Annotated in this window: 13 protein-coding genes and 1 pseudogene; 8 read left to right on the forward strand and 6 right to left on the reverse strand. The window is 74.2% G+C overall.

Going from position 1 to position 18,113, the window contains the following annotated elements; all coding sequences use genetic code 11:
* The first annotated feature begins 13 nt into the window (after positions 1-13).
* From NQO67_RS02355 to NQO67_RS02375, 6 genes and pseudogenes are all read left to right on the forward strand, one after another.
* On the forward strand, positions 14-2,923 hold the full coding sequence (locus NQO67_RS02355; RefSeq protein ID WP_255945782.1) for a lantibiotic dehydratase: 2,910 nt from the start codon (positions 14-16) through the stop codon (positions 2,921-2,923).
* Complete coding sequence (locus NQO67_RS02360; RefSeq protein ID WP_255945784.1) at positions 2,920-3,996, forward strand: lantibiotic dehydratase C-terminal domain-containing protein; 1,077 nt, start codon at positions 2,920-2,922, stop codon at positions 3,994-3,996. Before NQO67_RS02355 ends, NQO67_RS02360 begins: the two co-directional genes overlap by 4 nt.
* 452 nt (positions 3,997-4,448) lie before the next feature.
* A pseudogene (locus NQO67_RS44520) lies at positions 4,449-4,838 on the forward strand (site-2 protease family protein); the annotation flags it as partial.
* 621 nt (positions 4,839-5,459) lie between these two features.
* A complete protein-coding gene (locus NQO67_RS02365) occupies positions 5,460-6,389 on the forward strand; it encodes an ABC transporter ATP-binding protein (protein ID WP_255946715.1) in 930 nt (309 codons plus the stop codon).
* Positions 6,386-7,141: an ABC transporter permease gene (locus NQO67_RS02370; protein WP_255945786.1), complete on the forward strand. Its 756-nt coding sequence runs from the start codon at positions 6,386-6,388 to the stop codon at positions 7,139-7,141. The genes NQO67_RS02365 and NQO67_RS02370 overlap by 4 nt, the downstream gene beginning before the upstream one ends.
* Positions 7,138-9,213 carry a TOMM precursor leader peptide-binding protein gene (locus NQO67_RS02375; RefSeq protein ID WP_255945788.1) on the forward strand — a complete coding sequence of 692 codons (2,076 nt, stop codon included), beginning with the start codon at positions 7,138-7,140 and terminating at the stop codon, positions 9,211-9,213. The genes NQO67_RS02370 and NQO67_RS02375 overlap by 4 nt, the downstream gene beginning before the upstream one ends.
* 101 nt (positions 9,214-9,314) lie before the next feature.
* Here NQO67_RS02375 and NQO67_RS02380 read toward each other — a convergent pair whose 3' ends face one another.
* Positions 9,315-9,497, reverse strand: coding sequence for a thiazolylpeptide-type bacteriocin (locus NQO67_RS02380; RefSeq protein ID WP_255945790.1), 183 nt, complete (start codon positions 9,495-9,497; stop codon positions 9,315-9,317).
* A gap of 182 nt (positions 9,498-9,679) precedes the next feature.
* On the opposite strand from NQO67_RS02380, the gene NQO67_RS02385 reads away from it, so the two are divergent.
* Positions 9,680-11,011 (forward strand): amidohydrolase, encoded by a 1,332-nt coding sequence (locus NQO67_RS02385; protein ID WP_255945792.1) that lies wholly within the window; start codon positions 9,680-9,682, stop codon positions 11,009-11,011.
* 117 nt (positions 11,012-11,128) lie between these two features.
* On the opposite strand, the gene mtnC is transcribed toward NQO67_RS02385, so the two are convergent.
* The 5 genes from mtnC to NQO67_RS02410 all read right to left on the reverse strand — a co-directional run bounded on the left by mtnC (position 11,129) and on the right by NQO67_RS02410 (position 16,268).
* The gene (gene mtnC / locus NQO67_RS02390; RefSeq protein ID WP_255945794.1) at positions 11,129-11,869 is read right to left on the reverse strand and encodes an acireductone synthase; all 741 of its coding nucleotides are present in this window, start codon (positions 11,867-11,869) and stop codon (positions 11,129-11,131) included.
* Positions 11,866-12,444 (reverse strand): 1,2-dihydroxy-3-keto-5-methylthiopentene dioxygenase, encoded by a 579-nt coding sequence (locus NQO67_RS02395; protein ID WP_255945796.1) that lies wholly within the window; start codon positions 12,442-12,444, stop codon positions 11,866-11,868. The genes mtnC and NQO67_RS02395 overlap by 4 nt, the downstream gene beginning before the upstream one ends.
* Positions 12,445-12,449: 5 nt before the next feature.
* Positions 12,450-14,147, reverse strand: coding sequence for an S-methyl-5-thioribose-1-phosphate isomerase (gene mtnA, locus NQO67_RS02400; RefSeq protein ID WP_255945798.1), 1,698 nt, complete (start codon positions 14,145-14,147; stop codon positions 12,450-12,452).
* Between the two features lie 160 nt (positions 14,148-14,307).
* Positions 14,308-15,402 (reverse strand): serine hydrolase domain-containing protein, encoded by a 1,095-nt coding sequence (locus NQO67_RS02405; RefSeq protein ID WP_255945800.1) that lies wholly within the window; start codon positions 15,400-15,402, stop codon positions 14,308-14,310.
* Positions 15,399-16,268 carry an IclR family transcriptional regulator gene (locus NQO67_RS02410; protein ID WP_255945802.1) on the reverse strand — a complete coding sequence of 290 codons (870 nt, stop codon included), beginning with the start codon at positions 16,266-16,268 and terminating at the stop codon, positions 15,399-15,401. The genes NQO67_RS02405 and NQO67_RS02410 overlap by 4 nt, the downstream gene beginning before the upstream one ends.
* A gap of 62 nt (positions 16,269-16,330) precedes the next feature.
* On the opposite strand from NQO67_RS02410, the gene NQO67_RS02415 reads away from it, so the two are divergent.
* Complete coding sequence (locus tag NQO67_RS02415) at positions 16,331-18,037, forward strand: ABC transporter substrate-binding protein (protein WP_255945804.1); 1,707 nt, start codon at positions 16,331-16,333, stop codon at positions 18,035-18,037.
* Positions 18,038-18,113: the final 76 nt, after the last annotated feature.

An 18,113-nucleotide genomic window follows, 5' to 3' on the forward strand; every position in this document is an offset into this window, starting at 1 on the left:
AGGGGGGACCGTCATGACCACGACGGACTCGACGACCGCGGCCACCGCCGCACGCGCCGCGTGGCTCCTCAACGACCGCTTCATGCTGCGGGTCGCCGGACTGCCGATCGAGACGGTGCACCGGCTGCGCTGCCCGGACGTCGCCGACTGGGCGGAGCGTGCCCTCACCGAAGAGCGCCGTACGGCGCACCTGGGGGAGGCACTGAGCGATCCGCTGGCCGAGGAGGTCGGCCGCACCGAGGACGCCGCCGTGCGCCGCCGGCTGCTCGCACTGCGCCGCCAGGTGTTCAACAACCGCCTGCCGTCGGACCGCGCCGCCGCCCGTGCGACGGCCTCGGCCATCGGCGGCGAGACCGGGCGGCTGCTCACCGAGTGGCTGCACGCCCGGGAGCGGTGGGAGGAGCTACGGGGCGCCGGAGCCGGACTCCTCGCCGCGGGCCTGGCGCGCAGCAGGGCCGAGCTGCGTCGACTGGCCGCCGACGAGGAGCGGCTACGGCTCGGACTGCTGCTGGCCTCGCCCACGCTGGAGACCCGGCTGGACGACTACATCCGCGCCACGGCCGCCGTCCCCGACAAGAAGACCCGCAAGAAGGAGCGGTCACTGCTGGCCTACCTCTACCGCACGGCCTGCAAGACGAGCCCCTTCAGCACGTTCACCGGAGTCGCGCTCGGCGGATTCCGCCCGTCTGCGGAAGGGCACGCGTCCCCGGGAGCGGACGGGCGCCTCCCCCTGGGCACGGGCGTGGACGTACCCGCGCACCCGGACGCGGGCGCGTCGGCGGGACCGGTTCCGGACCTGCCGGTGGCCGACGAGTGGCGCGGCCACCCTCGGCTGAACGTCGTCGTGCTGGCCCGCCTCGCGGAGCTGATCGCCGCCGATCCGGCCCGCCGCGACGACCTGCCGGTGGCCCTGGCCAGCGGCTGGAAGCTGGACGACGACCGGGTCCGCTATGTGCAGCGTGCGGTGACCGCGGGCGACGACAGCGCCCCGGTCAGCTTCGACGCGGCCCAGGACCGGCTGTTCTTCCTGCGCCGCAGCGGTGCGCTCCAGGGCATGCTGGGCCTGTTCGCGCAGCGCCCCCTGATCCCGTGGCGGGAGCTGTCGGGCTGGCTCAGGGACCGGACCGGCGCCCTGGCGCCGGAGGCCGAGCGCTACACCACGGCCCTGTACGAGCTGGGCATGCTCCAACTCCCGCTGCTCGCCACCGATGTGCACGCCGCCGACCCGCTGGGCTCCTTCCGGGCCGCGCTGCGCTCGCTGGGCCGCCCGTGGGCCGACCAGGTCGCCGACCGGCTCGGCGGGCCGGCGGCCGCCGTGGCCGAGTACCCGTCCGCCGCTGCCGCCCGCCGCCGTGACCTGCTCACCGGGCTCCGTGCCGAGCTGGGCGCGCTCCAGCAGTTCCTCGGGGCGAAGGAGCCCGTCCTGCCGCAGACCCTGCTCTACGAGGACACCGCCGCCGGCACCGCCGTGGCCCCTGCCGAGACCTGGTCCCGCCTCGCGGCCGGGCCGCTCACGTCGCTCGCCCGGATCCTGCCCGCGTTCGACGTGGCCCTCGCCCAGCGGCTCACCCTGAAGGGCTTCTTCCTCGCCCGGTACGGTCGCGGCGGTCGCTGTGACGACCTGTTGCGGCTGGTGCACGACTTCCACGAGGACATCTTCCGGCAGTACCTCCAGTTCACCGCCACCAAGGACACGTACGACGCGGACGGCGCGTACGTACCCGAGGAGAACTGGCTGGGCATGGCGGAGATCACCGCACTCGACCGGGCAAGGGCCGCCCTGGGCGACCGGATGCGGGCGCGCTGGGCCGAGCTGCCCGCGGACGCCGAGGAGTTCGTCCTCGACGAGGAGACCGTCGAAGCGGTCGCGGCCGAACTCGCCCCCGCGGCACCCGACTACCAGCCGCAGAGCCACTTCCTCCAGCTCGCCCGGCGGGACGGCGAACCGCTGGTGGTGCTCAACAACTCCTTCGGCGGGCTGTGTTTCCCCTTCACCCGCTTCACGCACTGCTTCCCGGCCGGGACGACGCAGGAGAGCGGTGACCTCACCGAGGCGCTCCGCGCGACCCTGCGGCGCTGGCAGCCGGACGGCGCGGTCTTCGCGGAGATCACCGCGGGCGCGGCGACCACCAACCTCAACCTGCACGGGCGGCTGACCGACCACGAGATCGTCTGCCCGGGAGAGCGCAGTTCGGCGCCGCCCGAGGACCGGATCCACCTGGACGACCTGTACGCGGAGCACGACGAGGCGGCGGACCGCCTGGTGCTGCGCTCACGCCGGCTGGGCCGTGAGGTGGTGCCGCTGTACCTGGGCTATCTGGTGCCGATGGTGCTGCCGGAGATCCCGCGCACCCTGCTGCTGCTGTCGCCCACGGCGCGTGCCGTCCCGGACGTGTGGCGGGGAGTGCCCCAGCGGCCGGCCGTGGACGGTGTCACCTGCCGCCCCCGGGTGCGCTACCGCAGCGTGGTCCTCCAGCGGCGCGCCTGGACAGTGACGGCCGGCGCGCTGCCCGGGCGAGAGCCGGGGGACGACGACGCGCGGTGGTTCCTCGGCTGGCACCGGTGGCGCACCGCACACGGCCTGCCGGCCCGGGTCTTCGCGGCCGTCCACGAGGAGCAGGACCCCGCGGCGACCGACGGTCCGGGGCGGGACGGCGGCGGGGAGGAGGCCGGCGCCGCCTGGTTCGGCGGTTCCAAACCGCAGTACGTGGACTTCGACAGCCCGTTGTCGCTGCTGGCCCTGGAGGGCCTGCTCGCCCGCAGACGGGCCCGGGTGGTCCTCACCGAGATGCTCCCCGGCGAGCAGGAACTGCACGTGCGCTCCGCGCGCGGCCACCACGTCGCCGAGCTGGCCGTGGAACTCGTCCCCCGCCCGGTCGCGCCGGGCCGCCGCCCCGACGGCGCCCAGGAAGGATCGAAATGACCGCACCGACGACGCCGGCGGCCGGCGCACCCGCGCCCTGCACACAGCCCGGCGCATGGCAGGCCGTGCACGTCTTCTACGCCGCGTCCCCCCGACCGCTGCTGCTGGACTGCGTCCGGCCGCTGGTCGACGCGCTCACCGAGGAAGGGCTGCTGTCGGGCTGGTTCTTCATCAACTACTGGCTGGAGGGACCGCACCTGCGGCTCCGGCTGAAGGCGAGCAGCCCGGCCGCCGAACCGGTGGTCCGGCAGCGGGCCCACGAGGCGATCGACGCCTTCCTGCGCCAGCGCCCCGCCCTGTACGAGGTGAAGGCCGGGTTCCTGGCGGACCTGTACGAGACGCTGTTCAAGCTGGAGTACTCCGACGAGCAGCGCGCCGAACTGCTCGGCCCGGACGGCCGGATGCGGCTGCGCCCGAACAACTCCTTCGCCGACCTGCCCTACGAGCCCGAGTACGGCAAGTACGGCGGTCCCGCCGGGGTCGAGCTGGCCGAATGGCACTTCCAGCACTCCAGCGACCTCGTGATCGAGGCGTCCCGGACCATGAACCTACATCTGCGCACCATCCTGCTGGGCCTGTCGGCGCAGCTGATGATGGTCATGTCGGCCACCATGATCCCCGACGCGGAGGCGCTGGGTACCTTCCTGGACCGCTACCACACCTTCTGGAACAACGCCTTCAGCGGCACCAACTTCACCGCACAGCAGGGGTACGACCGGGCCTACGCCGAGATGGGCGGCTCGCTGGTGGAGCGCTTCCGGCAGGTCCGGGCGGCGCTCGCGGACGGTGCACCGGAACGGTTGCCCGGTTTCCTGCGCGGCTGGGCGGAGCACTGCGGCGAGCTGCGACGCCGCGTCGAGAAGCTGGCACGCGACGGTGAGCTGGTCTTCCGATCCTGGGACGGCACCCGTGACATCACCCTGTCCGACCCCGGTGACGCCCTGCCGATGCTGCTGTCGCCGTATATGCACATGACCAACAACCGGCTGTCGATGACCATCCGGGACGAGGCGTTCCTCTCCTACGTGCTGGCCCGGGCGCTGCGCGAACCGACCCAGGCGGTCCCGCGATGACCACCAGCGCGCTGCTCGCGGCGCGCCCGCGGATCGCCGCGCACGTGGTGCTCGGACCGGAGCTGACCCGCGGCCCCGCCGTCATCCACCTGCTCAAGGACGGGCGGGACGGGCGCCGCATGGAGGTCGGCCCGAAGGAGTACTTCATCATCGCCCGGCTGGACGGCACCAGGTCGCTGGAGGAGATCGGGCAGGCGTACGCGGAGCGGTTCGGCGCCCGGCTCGGCGAGGCCCAGTGGGGGCAGATGCTGCGGTTGCTGCACTCCCGGCGGCTGCTGGACGACGGATCGGCCGCCCGGGCGCAGGGGACCGCGACCGCATCCGCATCCGGCTCCGGGACCCCGGCCGCCGCCGCACCGTCCCCCGCGGACCCGACGGGCCCGGCGGACGGCACCCGCCGGTCCACCCTGCTGAACGGTCACACCCGGCTGGTGGCGGACGCCCCTCGCCTCATGGACCGGCTGTACGCCGCCACCCCTGCCGTCGCCCGCCGCCCTTCCGGCCTGGCCGTGCTGGGCGCGGCCGTGCTCGCGCTGCTCGTCGGCATCGGTGCGCACGCGGGCGAGCTGGTCCGGCAGACCGCCCGTACCGTGCACCAGCCGGTCCTGCTGCTGGCCGTCGGCTGCGTGCTGTGGGTGAGCCTCGCCGTGCACGAGCTGGCGCACGGCCTGCTCGCCCGGGCGTGCGGCGGGCGGGTGGTGGAGATCGGCCTGCGCTGGCGGCTGATGGCCACCTATCTGTACTGCGAGGTGGCGGACGTCCGGTTCTTCCCGCACCGCCGGCAGCAGGTGGCGACCGCCGCCGCCGGCGCCGTCGCCAACCTCGTCTTCCTGCTGCCGTGGTACCCGCTGTGGGCGCTGCTGCCGCAACACGCCCAGGCCCGGACGCCGCTGGGTGCGCTGCTGCTGCTGGGCACCGCCATGGCGCTGCTCAACCTCGTCCCGCTGCCACCGCTCGACGGGTACAAGGCGCTCTGCTACGGCCTGGGCTGCGTGGAACTGGCCACCGGCAGCCGGGCGTTCGTCCAGCTGCTGGGCGCCGCGGCACTCCGGCGCGGTCCGGGCGTGGCCGCGTACCGCACGCGGTTGCGGCTGGTCTACGGGGGCTATGCGCTGCTCTGCGCGGCCCTGGCGGTCGCCTTCCTCGCCGGGTGCGGGCCCGCACTGCGCATCCTGCTGCCGGAGCGCTGGGCGGGCGCCGCCCCCTACGTACCGCTGGCCGTGGCGGCCGCCGCGCTGCTCCTGTGGGCCCTGGGCCTGGTCGGCCGGCGGCTGCACGGCCGGCGCCGGCAGGACGCCGCGGCCGGCGACTCCCGCGCCGCGGACGGCTCCGGCACCGCTGCCGCGACGGCGGTCCGCCCCGGAGCGGCACCCGCACCCGCGCACCCCCCGCAGGGCGCAGCCCGCGCCGCGCCCCCTGACGACGACGCCGGCACCCATCCACCCCAGCAGAGGAAAGGCGAGATGACCGCAACCGAAGACGCCACCCCCACCGAGCCCGTTGTCGTGCTCGACTCCGTCAGCAAACGCTACGGGGAGGTCCAGGCGCTCGACGGTGTCTCGCTCAGCGTGCGCCGCGGCGAGTTCTTCGGCATCCTCGGGCCCAACGGAGCGGGCAAGACCACCCTCGTGGAGATCGTCGAGGGGCTGCGGCAGGCCGACGGCGGCACCGTGACCGTGCTCGGCCGCACCCCCTGGCCACGTGACATCGCCCTGCTGGGCCGCCTCGGCGTGCAGACCCAGGCCTCGGCGTTCTTCGTCCGGCTGACCGCGGGGGAGCACCTCCAGACGGTGGCCGCCCTCTACGGGCTGCCCCCCGAGGCCGCGGAGCGCGCCCTGGAGACCGTCGGGCTCACCGAGAAGCGCGACACCCGGGTGGACGCCCTGTCCGGGGGGCAGCGTCAGCGCCTGGCCCTGGCCAGTGCGCTGGTCCACGAGCCGGAGCTGATCTTCCTCGACGAGCCGACGGCCGCCCTCGACCCCGAGGCCCGCCGGGACCTGTGGAGCGTGCTGCGTTCGCTGCGCAGCGCCGGCCGCACCATCATCTACACCACCCACTACCTCGACGAGGCCGAGGCGCTCTGCGACCGGGTGGCGATCGTGGCCCGCGGCAGCCTGGTGGCGCTCGACACCCCCCGCAACCTGATCCGTGCGCTGGGGGCCCCGGCCCGGCTGCTGGTCCCCGCCGCCGACCTGACGGTGGAACAGGCCCGCGGCCTCGAAGGCGTGGACCGCGTCACCACCGAGGGCGGCGAGCGGGTCCTGGAGACCGCCACCGCCAACCGGGTCCTGGCCGCCCTCGGCGACCTCGTCGACATCGAGGCGGTGCAGGTGCGCACCGCCACCCTCGAGGACGCCTACCTGACGCTGACCGGAGTGGAGGACCACGCGTGAGCCGTTACGCCGCACTGACCAAGGCCACGTACCTGGCGAGCCTGCGGGACACGACGACGGTGTTCTTCACCTTCGCCTTCCCGCTCGCCTTCCTGGTGCTGTTCGGGCTGATCTTCCAGGGCCAGCAGGTGGGGGACAGCGGGCTGTCCTCCATCAACTTCATCGCGCCCGGCGTGCTGTCCTGGGGCATCGGCAACGCGGCGGTGTTCTCGATCGCGTTCGCCCTGATGCACTGGCGCCGGGACGACATCCTGCGCCTCATCTGGCGCACCCCGACGCCGCTGCGCACCGTGTTCGCCGCACGCTGGACCATCGCCGTCGTGATGGGGCTGATCCAGACGGTGCTGTTCACCGCCATCGCGCTGCTGCCCGTCTTCGGGCTGCACCTGGCGTCGAGCTGGCTGCTGGCGCTGCCGCCGATCCTCTTCGGCATCACCGCGTTCCTGACGCTCGGCATGCTCGTCGGCACCCTCGCCAACACGCCCGAGGCGGTCGCCGCCATCGCCAACGTGGTGATGGTGCCGATGGCCTTCCTGTCCGGGTCGTTCTACCCGGAGGAGCTGATGCCGGGCTGGCTCCAGAAGGTCGCCACCGTGCTGCCGCTGCACTACCTGAACGACGCGCTCACCGACGCCTTCGGAGGTCGCGGCGGCACCGGTGGCGTCGCCGTGGACTGCCTGGGCCTGGTCGTCTTCGCCGTCCTCTTCGGGCTGCTCTCCGCCCGCCTCTTCCGCTGGAGCAACCAGACATGACCACCCACGCCGCCGCTCCCGAAGCGGCCGCGGCACCCGGCCGAGCCGGCAGACCCGGCCGACCGCTGGAGCGGGCCCGCCGCGCGCTGGCACGCGGGCTCGCCGCCCGGGCCCGTGCCGGGTCGCTGCCGACACCCCGGGTCGCCGTCATCGGCGCGGTGAACGCCATGGGCGAACGGCAGCACGACCAGGGCGGGTCGAGGGAGGCGGACGGCGGACCCGGGCCGCACGAGGCCCTGGTGCACCTCGCTCCGGACGCCGTGCTGATCGGCCCGTGGCAGGACACCGCCGGCGGCGCCACGGCGTGCGGGGCCTGCCTGGCCATCCGTTGGCAGCGGCTGCGCACCCGCAGCGAGCGGGACGCCCTGGAGACCGGCCTGGTCACCGTGCCGGTGGGCGACTGGCCGCCACTGCCGGACCACACCGTCGACGCCGTCTGGGCCCTGTACCTGCGCGCCACCACCGGAGGCCCGGCGCAGGACGCCGGCACCCGGCACGTCACCCCCGCGCACGGCGCCGCGGCACCGCGCGCCGGCAGATCGACCGCCCCGACCCCCGCCGCCGACCCGGTGCTGCCCCGCGTCACCCGGCTCGACCTGCGGACCCTGCTGGTGCGCACGGTGCCGCTGCTACCGGAGCCGCTCTGCCCGCACTGCGCTCCGGCCGTGGCCGCGGACACGGCCGGGGACGCGGTCCCGTCGCCGCTGGTGTCCAGGCCCAAGCCGGACCCGGGCGGCTACCGCCTGCGCCGCCCCGGCGACCACCCGCTGCCGACCGAAGCGCTGGCGAACCCGGTGTGCGGCGTGCTGGGCGCCGCGACCTGGCGGGACGTCACCTCGCCGACCACCGCGCCGGTGGCGGGCACCGTCTTCATGCGCGGCTACGCCGGGCTCACCGACGTGACCTGGAGCGGCCAGGCCAACTCCTTCGCACGCAGCCGCGACCTGGCCTTCCTGGAGGGCATGGAACGCTACGCCGGTACCCACCGCCGCGACCGCGCCTCCATGACGGTGGACTCCCTGGCGAACCTGGGCGACGCCGCCCTGGACCCGCGCACCTGCGGGCTCTACGCGCCCGAGACGTACGCGGCCGACCCGATGGTGGCACCGTTCGACCCCGAGCGGCCGATCCCCTGGGTCACCGGATACTCGTTGCGCGACGAACGGCCGGTGCTCGTGCCGGCCCGGCTGGTCTACTACAGCGCCGGCACCGCGGCCGACAACTTCGTCTTCGAGTGCTCCAACGGCTGCGCCATCGGCTCCTGCACCGAGGAGGCGGTGCTGCACGGGCTGCTGGAACTCATCGAGCGCGACGCCTTCCTGCTCGGCTGGTACGGGGATCTGCCGCTCACCGAGATCGACCTGGACTCCTGCGCGTCACCCGCCGTGCGGGCCATGATCGCCCGGGCCGCACTCCAGGGCTACGACGTCCACGTCTTCGACAACCGGGTGGACCTGGCGGTACCGGTGGTCACCGGGCTGGCGGTGCGCCGTGACGACGGCCCGGGCGCCCTCGCGTTCGCCGCGGGAGCGGCCTTCGACCCGGAGGTCGCGGTGGAGTCCGCCGTCGCCGAGATCCTCACCTACATCCCGCACCTGCCCCGGCAGGTGGCCGAGCGGCCGGACGAACTCGCGGCGATGGCACGCGACTACCACCTGGTGCGCCGGCTGCCCGACCACGCGGCGCTGTTCGGGCTGCCGCAGATGAAGCGGTACGCAGGCAGTTACCTCCGTCCGCCGGCGCTCCGCCCGCTCGGTGCGGTCTACGCCGGCTGGCAGCAGCGCCGGCCGGGCACCGGTGACCTCCTCGACGACGTGCGGCTGCTGCGCGACGACCTGGTCGGGGCCGGCTGCGACGTCATCGTCGTGGACCAGACGACGCCGGAACAGCGGTGCGCCGGGCTGGTCACCGTCTGCACCCTGGCACCGGGCCTGCTGCCGATCGACTTCGGCTGGGCGCGCCAGCGCGCGTTGCACCTACCGCGGTTGCGCACCGCCGCACGCCGCGCCGGGCTGCGCGCCACCGACCTGACCGACGCGGAGCTGCGCCGGGTCCCGCACCCGTTTCCGTGAACCGGCCGGTCCGCCATCCGGCAGTCGGCGACCGCCGGTCCTGGCCATGCGTCGGCACCCGGGGAGGGCGAAACCTCCCCGGGTGCCGAGTGCGCCGCGTGTCAGGCGGTGCAGCTGGTGGTGCTGGTGGTGCTGGAGCACGTGCTCGTGCTGGAGCAGCTGGTGGACGAGCCCAGCATGACCTCGCTGGCGTCCGAGTAGTCGGTGATCTCGAAGGTCTCGGCCTCCAGGTCCAGGATCTCCTGGGCGAGGGAGGCGAGGCTGATGTCAGGAGTCTTGTCCACGATCGCTCCTTTTGTAGTAGGAAGACGGACACCGGTACGGCCCGAGGCCGTGCCGGACGCGCCGGGTCGGGCGGTGCCGCGGACACCGCAGGATCCGGCACCGTCCTTTCTACGCGCGTCCACTCACACCGCCCCCTCCATCCGCTGTCACTTCGCTGTCACGACCCGACGGAGACCCGACGATGAGACCTCCCGCCGCCGCGGAGCCCGCCCACAGACCCGGCCCGCTCCCCGGTGTCGCACCGCTGCTGCCGCCCGTGGTCGAGCTCTACCTCGACCTGCACCGCGCCCCCGAGCTCTCCGGCGCGGAAGAGCGCACCGCGGCCCGCTTCGCCACCTGGCTGGCGGCCGACGGCTACCGGGTCGAACGCGGCATCGGCGGCCATGGCGTGGTGGGCGAACTGCGCAACGGTCCGGGCCCGGTGGTGCTGCTCCGTGCCGAACTGGACGCGCTCCCGGTGCGGGAGGCCACCGGGCTGCCGTACGCCAGCACCGCGACCGGCACCACCGCCGACGGGCGTACCTGCCCCGTGGCGCACGCCTGCGGCCATGACGCCCATCTCGCCTGCCTGGCCGGCGCCGCCGCCTGGCTGGCCCGGTCCCGCGACCGCTGGCAGGGCACCCTGCTGATCGTCGGCCAACCCGCCGAGGAGACCCTGAGCGGCGCACGCGCCATGCTGGAGGACGGCCTCTACCAGCGCTTTCCACCGCCCGCCGTGGTCCTCGCGCAGCACACCGCGCCGTTCCCGGCCGGGATGGTGGCCCACGGGGACGGCGCGGTGATGGCCGGCAGCACCACCCTGGAGGTCGTCATCGAAGCGAGCGGCGGTCACGCCGCGACGCCCCATCTGTGCGCCGACCCGGTACTGATAGCCGCCGCCGCCGTGCTGCGCCTCCAGGCCGTCGTCGCCCGCGAGACCGCGCCGGCCGAGCAACTGGTCCTCACCGTGGGGGCGTTGCAGGCAGGCCTGATCGGGAACGTGGTGCCGGACCGCGCGCTGCTGCGGGTCACGGCACGTGGCTTCACCGAGCAGGTGCTGGACCGGGCGGCCGCCGCGGTGGAGCGGATCGTACGGGCGGAGGCGGCGGCCTCGGCCGTGCCAGCGGAGGTCGGCGTCCGGGTGCTGTCCCGGTCCGCCGCCACGGTGCCCGATCCGATCGTCACGGACGCGGTCCGCGCGGCACACCAGGCGCAGTTCGGGGCGCACCGGGTGGCCCGCTGGCAACCCTGCCTGGCCACCGAGGACTTCCCCCTGCTCACCGGCGCCGGCGCGGCGCTGCACGGGCTGCCGGAGATCAGGGCGGGCTACTGGATGCTCGGCTCGGCGGGCCCCGACCAGTGGGCGGCGGCACCCGGCGACACCGCCGCGGAGAAGCTGGCGGCGCTCCCGCAGAACCATGCGCCGCAGTACCGTCCGCATGCCCGGCTCACCCTGGAGACGGGCGTCTCGGCCCTGGTGGCGGCGGCCCTCGCCGAGTTCGGGCGGGCCACCGGCGAGGACGTCGAACGGTAGCGCCGGGCTGCCGCGCGCCGGGGCGGTCGCGTCCCGGCACACGGCGGCGTCCCACGGCTGCGCGGTCCGGCCGGCCGTGCTGGTGCGCCACGGCGGGCCGGCACGTCATGCCGCAGGTCACCCGGGTGCCGCGGGCCCCGGGGCGGGCGCGGTGGGCCGGAGCTGGTCCAGGGCCGCGACGGTGCGGTGGCCCGGGACGTCGGGGCCGCGCGGGTCGTCGTCGCGCCGCACCCCCACGGTCTGCCACCCGGCCTCGGCGGCGGCGTCCAGTTCCGCCGCGACGTCGCTGAGGAAGACGGTGTGCCGCGGCGCCGTGCCGATCGCCGCGGTGATCTTCCGGTACGACGTGGCGGACCGCTTGCCGCCCGCCGTGGTCAGGTCGTGGTAGCCGCACAACAGGCCGGACAGATCGCCGTGATTGCTGTACGTGAACCAGTTGCGCTGGGCGTCGACCGAGCCGGAGGAGTAGATGTGCACCCCGATGCCGTGCTCCCGCCAGGTCGCGATGGCCCGGGGCACCTCGGGATAGACGTGCCCGGTCAGGGTGGCATCGGCGTACCCCGCGGCCCAGATCGCGGCCTGCACCGTCTTCAGCGACGGCATCTTGACGTCGTCGTCCGTCCACCGCTGAAGCAGCGCGACGGCGTCGGCTTCGGTCAGGGCCGGGTCGCCGGCGTCGGCGCGCACCGCTTCGAGCGCGTCCGGCACGGCCGACCGGCCGGCAGCGGAGCGCCGGTCGGCGAACCAGCCGGCGAACCGCTCACGGGCGTACGGGAACAGCACGTCGTGCACGTGCCCGGCAGAGCCCGTGGTGCCCTCGATGTCGAGGACCACGGTGTGCACGGACAGCGAGATCACCGGCCGGACTCCGTCAGCTCGTCAAGACGCGGGAAGTCCTGGGAGATGGGGCTCCCGGTGAAGTCGCCCACCCAGCCGTCCTTCTCCTTGAAGAAGCGGATGGCGGTGAAGTCGGGGCGCTCTCCCATGTCGAACCAGTGCCGGGTGCCCGCCGGTACGGACAGCAGATCGCCCGCGGTGCACACCACCGCGTACACCCGCCCGTCGAGGTGGAGGTAGAAGCAGCCGGTGCCGTGCGCGAAGTAGCGGACCTCGTCCTCCGCGTGGCGGTGCTCGTCCAGGAAGGTCGAGCGGGCCTTGGCGGCCTTCTCGACCCACTCGGGGCCCTCCTCGGGGTGCAGCTGGGCGACGTCCACGACGACCAGGCCGTCCCGCGCGCACAGCTCGTCGACCTCGGCGCGGTAGGCGTCGAGGATCTCCTCCTGCGCCATGCCGGGCAGGGCCGCCGGGCGCACCGGCCACCGCCGGAAGGCGACGCCGTGCTCTTCGAGGGCCTTGCCGATCTGATGTTCGTCCTCGGTGCGCAGCACCGTCTCGCCCGGCGCGTCGTCGGGCATGACCTGAAGCAGTGTCATCACAGTCACCTTTCCGTGGGCTGAGGGGTGCGGACCGTGGCGTGGCCGGTGAGCAGCAGCAGCTGGCAGATGGACTCCACGCACTCCAGACGGTTGCGTGCCTCGGTGAGGTCCCGGCCCCAGGTCGTGATGCCGTGGTCCGCCACGAGCAGGGCGGGGGGCGCCTGCGGAGTGCTCGACAGGTAGCGGGCGACGTCGTCGGCGATCCGGGAGACCGCGGGCCAGTTGACGAAGACGGGCAGGTCGGTCCGGGACGGATCGGCGAGCCCCAGACCCTTCAGCAGCTCGAACCCGTCCAGCGGCAGTACGCCGACGTCCTCGCCCGGCGCCGGCCTGGCCACCGCGGTGGCGTAGGGCGAGTGGACGTGGATCACGGCGCCGGCGTCGGTGGTCGCGTAGACCGCGGCGTGGATCGCGGTCTCGGCGGAGGCCCTGCGCGTCCCGGTGCCGACCGGCTCGCCCGTGCCGGCCTGCACCAGGACCATGTCGTCGGCGCCCAGCTCGCCCTTGGACAGCCCGCTGCCGGTGATCAGGGCGTGACCGTCGCCGTCCGGCAGGCGTAACGAGATGTTGCCGGCGGTGCCCGGCATCCACCCCCGCCCGTACAACGCCTTCGACATGGCGGCGATCTCGGCGCCGAACCGCAGGGCCGGGGACTGCGGTGGCTCCTGCGGGTGCACGGCCCGCGCTTCGGAGACCAGCGCGGTGACCAGCTCGCCCGGGGTGACGTCGAAGGCCGGGTTGTACACGGCGGCGTCCGGGGGCGCCGTCGTCGTGCCGGCGAAGGCCGTCACCTCGTCGGCGGAGCGCTCCTCCACCACGATGTCGGCGCCGTGCGCGAGTTCCGGGTCCCAGGTGGATTCGGGTGCGACGACGACGAACGGGATGCGGTGGCGCGCGGCGGCGACCGCGAGGCCGTAGGTGCCGATCTTGTTGGCGACGTCGTTCCCGGCCGTGATCCGGTCGGCGCCCACCAGGACGACGTCGACGAGGCCCCGGTCCATCGCCGCGGCGGCCGCCGAGTCCACGCAGATGCGGTAGGGGATGCCGGCCTCGCCGAGTTCCCACGCGGTGAGCCGGGCACCCTGCAACAGCGGCCGGGTCTCGTCCACCAGGACCTCGTCGACCAGGCCACGGCGGGCCAGCTCGACGATCGCACCGAGCGCCGTGCCGACCGCGGCCGTGGCGAGCCGGCCGGTGTTGCAGTGCGTCAGGATGCGCAGCGGACGCCTGTCGACGAGGCGTGTCACGACGTCGGCCGCGCGGTGGGCCGCGGCCCGGTTGGTCTCGACGTCCTCGGCCAGCATCGCCCTGGCCTCGGCGAGCACGGCGTCGGCGCCCTCCGGCAGACACGCCAGGGCGCGCTGCACGCCCCAGGCGAGATTGACGGCGGTCGGACGGGCCTCGGCCAGCCGCTGGGCGTCCGCCCGCACGGCCTTGTCGTCCGGTGCGCCGTCGGGGAGTCGGTGGCGGCGGGCGGAGAGCGCCACGCCCAGGGCGCCGGCCAGGCCGAGCGCCGGCGCCCCGCGGACGGCCAGCGCGCGTATCGCGTCGATGACCTCGTCGACGGTGTCGAGCCGGAGCAGGTGGTAGGCGCCGGGCAGGGCACGTTGGTCGACTGCGACGATGCTTCCTTCGTCCCAGCTGAGGGACGTCTCCAACGGGGTGTCGGCGCCGGGCGGGTGGACCGCTGGATGACTCATGCCGAGGGCTCCTTTGCGGTTTCACGCACGTGGGGCCACGACGACGAGTTCGCTTCCACAGCCCGATCCCCTCCTCGTGGACGCGCGGCTTCGCGGAACGACTTGGGCACCATCATCGCCCTGAAGGCCCCGCCCCGTCGACGCCGCCCGGCCGATGTTCCTACGCCTGCAACAGTGCGGCCCGGTCGTGGAAGGCGTGCCGTACGGCTTCGATGCCGGGCCTGTCCCGGGTCGGGTGGACCCGGTTGGTGAGCAGCACGGCGTAGCGTCCCGTGGCGGGGTCGATCCAGATGCTGGTGCCGGTGAAGCCGGTGTGCCCGTAGGCGTCGGGCCCGAAGGAGGAGCCGACCGGTGAGCCGACCGGGTCCTGGCCCTGCCAGGCCAGGCAGCGGCGCAGGGCCAGGGTGTCGGTGTGCCCCGCCGTCATCAGCGCGAACGTGTCCGGCTTCAGCAGTGCGCGGCCACCGCCGGCCAGGGCCTGACCCAGGCGTTCCAGATCGGCCAGCGGCGCGAAGAGCCCCGCGTGCGCGCAGACGCCGCCGAGCACCGCCGCGTTCTCGTCGTGCACCTCGCCGACCACGGTGCGACCGCGCCAGGGACACCGCTCGGTGGCCACCGCACGGGCCCGGCCGGCCGCATCGGGAGTGAAGACGGTGCCGGTCATGCCCAGCGGTGCGCACACCAGCTCGGACACCAACGCGTCCAGCGGTCGCCCCGCGGCGGCCTCGGCAACCAGACCGAGCAGGATGAAGCCCTGCGAGGAGTACGCGACCCGGGTGCCGGGTGCGGCCTGGAGCGGTAGTGCGCCGAGCGCCCGCAGCAGCTCGGACCTGGTCGGACGGGAGCGGTAGAGGGGGACTTGGCCGGGCAGTCCCGAGGTGTGCGTCAGGAGCTGATAGAGCGTCAGATTGGCTGCGGTGCTGCCGCGGTACTCCGGCCGATGGGTGCCCACGGTGTCGGTGAGGGCGAGCGCGCCCCGTTCGACCAGCGCCATCACGGCGAGTCCGACGATCGGTTTCGTGACGGACGCGAGGTCCCACAGCTCGTCGCCGTCCAGCGCGCCGTCGTCCACGGTGCCGACGTCCCCCGTGCGGTCGTTCGGGTTGCCGCTGCCGGCCCCGTCCGCCCCGCCCCAGCTTCTGGTGCCCGTCCAGCCGCGGTCCAGCGGGCCGTCCGCTGTCCCCACCGACCAGGCGGCACCGGAGTAGACGCGGCGCCGTCGGCCGTCGGCCAGCAACTCCGCCAGGCTGCTCACGCCATGCTCCCGCCGGTCGTACGGGTCGCTTGGTCCGCTGGGGCCGCGATCCCCAACTGTGGCGCCGAGCGTCCCAGGCCTGCGGAGACGGCGCGGGCCGCGGCGCGCACCATGGGGCCGAACACCGCGACGCTCGCGTCGTCCAGCGAGAACGTCAGCCCCGACACGCCGATCGCCCCCACGGGGTGCCCCGCGGCGTCGAGCACCGGTGCGGCGACGGACCGGACGTCCGGCTCGTCGTACTCGTCGTCGAGGGCGTAGCCGCGCCGGGCGGTCTCGTCGAGCGCGGCGCGCAGGGCGACGGGGTCGGTGAGGGAGCACGGGGTCCGGGCGGGCAGGGCGGCGCCGTCGAGCAGTACGTCGGCCAGGATCGCGTCGGACTGCTCCGGCGGCAGCGCGGAGAGCATCGCGAGTCCGACCGCGCTGGTGTGCAGGGGTGTCCGGTCGCCGGGTCGGACGCTCATCCGGTACTCGCGGGCCGGTTCCGACATGTCCAGATGGACGGCTTGGGCGCCGTCGCGCACCGCGTAGTGGGCCAGTTGGCCGGTGCGGCGGCGCAGGTCGGCCAGGGCCGGGCGGGCCAGCCGCAGGTCGGGCCCGGTGTGCAGGGCGGCGGCCGCCAGGCCCAACAGCCGTGGGCCGGCGCGGTAGGCACCGCCCTCGGCGGCCTGCGCGAAGCCGCACTCCGCCAGGGCGCGCAGATGGCGGTGGACGGTGGGTTTGGTCAGACCGGTGCGACGGGCGATCTCGCCCAGGCGCTGCGGCCCGCCTGCCCGCGCCAGGGCTTCGAGCACGTCCATCGCCTTGTCGACCGGGCCCTTGGCGGGTTCGTGCGCATGCGAAGAGGTGTTGACCGGTTTCCCCATGTCGCTTAGCTTAACCCCACCTCGTTCCGGAATTCGGAACGATCGATACGTTCAATGGAACGATGCGTCGGAGGTGGACGGTGGGCCAACGCGACACACCGGAGCGGGCCGGTCCCTCGACCCGGTGCGACACGCCGGAGCATGACGGGCCGCCAGGCCCTGGCGCAGCGCGCGCCCGCCAGGCTCCCGAGCAGCGGGCCGCGCACCGGCCGGACCCGGGCCGGGCAGCGGGGCGCCGGTCCCGCCGGGAAGCGCTGCGCCTGGGCGGCCTGCTGGTCCCCGCGCTGTCCGCGCCCGCGCTGCTGACCGGGTGCGGTGCCTCGCCCGGCCGCGGCGCCGGCAATGTGCTACGGGTGTCGCAGCCCACCGACCCCACGACGCTGGATCCCCAGAAACAGGGCGACATGGCGTCGATGAACGTGCTGGTCAACATGTTCGACACGCTCACCACCCGGGGCCGTGACAACCGGCTGCACCCACGGCTCGCCCTGTCGTGGGCGACCCGCGGCCCGCGGGTGTGGCGCTTCACGCTCCGCCCCGGGGTGACCTTCCACAACGGCGAGCCGTGCGACGCGGCAGCGGTCAAGTTCAGCATCGAGCGGCTCCTGGACCCGGCGACCAAGTCACCGATCGTGGAGCTGCGTTACGTGCGGGGCGTGAGCGTCGTCGACCGGCTGACGGTGGACGTCCACACCACGCTGCACGACCCGATCCTGCCGGACAAGCTGTCCCTGTTCGGCGGCGTCGTGGTGCCGCCGCGGCACCTGGCCGAGGTGGGCGACGACGCCTTCGCCGCGCACCCCGTCGGCACCGGCCCCTTCACCTTCGTGCACTGGCAACGCGACCACGAACTGCGCATGCGCGCCTGGGACCACCACTGGCGGCGCCGCCCGCACATCGACGAACTGGTCTTCAGCCCCGCGCCGAACGCTTCCTCGTCCCTGGCCGCCCTCCAGAGCGGTGGGATCGACCTGGTCACCGGGCTCACCCCGGACGCGGCGCAACAGCTCGACGGCTACACCGGCGTCACCCTGGACAGCTACACCGGCATCCGCACCTCGTACCTGTCGCTGAACACGCTGGACGACGGGCCCCTGAAGGACGCCCGGGTGCGCCAGGCCCTCAACCACGCGATCGACGTACCGCTGCTGATCAAGGCCGTGCTGGGCGGCAAGGCCCGCGAGGTGCCCGCGATGATCCCGCGCGGCGCCTTCGGGTTCGATCCCGCGGTCAAACCGTTCACCCGCTCCGTGGCGACCGCGCGCAGGCTGCTCGCCGACGCCGGCCACCCGCACGGCATCAGCACCACCCTGACCGCGTCCAACGTCGACTCCAACGTCGCCGAGGCGCTGTCCGGCCTGCTGGCCAGGGCCGGTGTGCACGCCAAGGTCGACCTGCTCGACCCCGGCACCTACGCCGCCCGGCTGACCTCCAGCAACCACGCCGCGCTCGGGCCGATGTACCTGGCGGCCAGCACGGTCTGGACGCTGGACGGCGAGAGCATGGTGCAGTCCAACGTGCGCAGCGACCGCCGCCAGAGCCGCTGGCACTCCAAGGAGGCGGACGGGCTCGTCGACCGCGAGGAACTCTCCGTCGACCCCGCCGCACGCAAGCGGGCCTTCTCCGACCTCCAGCGGCTGATGCGCACGCAGGCCCCCTTCGTCTTCCTCTACCAGCTCGACAACATCTACGCCCGCAACGACCGGCCGCACTGGCGGCCCGGTGCCGCAGGCGTGCTCGACATGGCCGATGCGGAGGTCTCCCGATGAGCCCACGCCCCTTCCGGCACCCGCACGCCGACGCCGACGCCGTCGGCACGACGGACGCCTCCGCTGCGGACGCCGA

The organism is Streptomyces odontomachi (assembly GCF_024435355.1).
Lineage (GTDB): Bacteria > Actinomycetota > Actinomycetes > Streptomycetales > Streptomycetaceae > Streptomyces > Streptomyces odontomachi.

Coding starts and splice junctions, on each gene's coding strand:
- NQO67_RS02355 (WP_255945782.1), top strand. CDS start 14: ATGACCACGACGGACTCGACGACCGCGGCCACCGCCGCACGCGCCGCG.
- NQO67_RS02360 (WP_255945784.1), top strand. CDS start 2,920: ATGACCGCACCGACGACGCCGGCGGCCGGCGCACCCGCGCCCTGCACA.
- NQO67_RS02365 (WP_255946715.1), top strand. CDS start 5,460: ATGACCGCAACCGAAGACGCCACCCCCACCGAGCCCGTTGTCGTGCTC.
- NQO67_RS02375 (WP_255945788.1), top strand. CDS start 7,138: ATGACCACCCACGCCGCCGCTCCCGAAGCGGCCGCGGCACCCGGCCGA.
- NQO67_RS02385 (WP_255945792.1), top strand. CDS start 9,680: ATGAGACCTCCCGCCGCCGCGGAGCCCGCCCACAGACCCGGCCCGCTC.
- NQO67_RS02395 (WP_255945796.1), bottom strand. CDS start 12,444: ATGACACTGCTTCAGGTCATGCCCGACGACGCGCCGGGCGAGACGGTG.
- mtnA (WP_255945798.1), bottom strand. CDS start 14,147: ATGAGTCATCCAGCGGTCCACCCGCCCGGCGCCGACACCCCGTTGGAG.
- NQO67_RS02410 (WP_255945802.1), bottom strand. CDS start 16,268: ATGGGGAAACCGGTCAACACCTCTTCGCATGCGCACGAACCCGCCAAG.
- NQO67_RS02415 (WP_255945804.1), top strand. CDS start 16,331: ATGCGTCGGAGGTGGACGGTGGGCCAACGCGACACACCGGAGCGGGCC.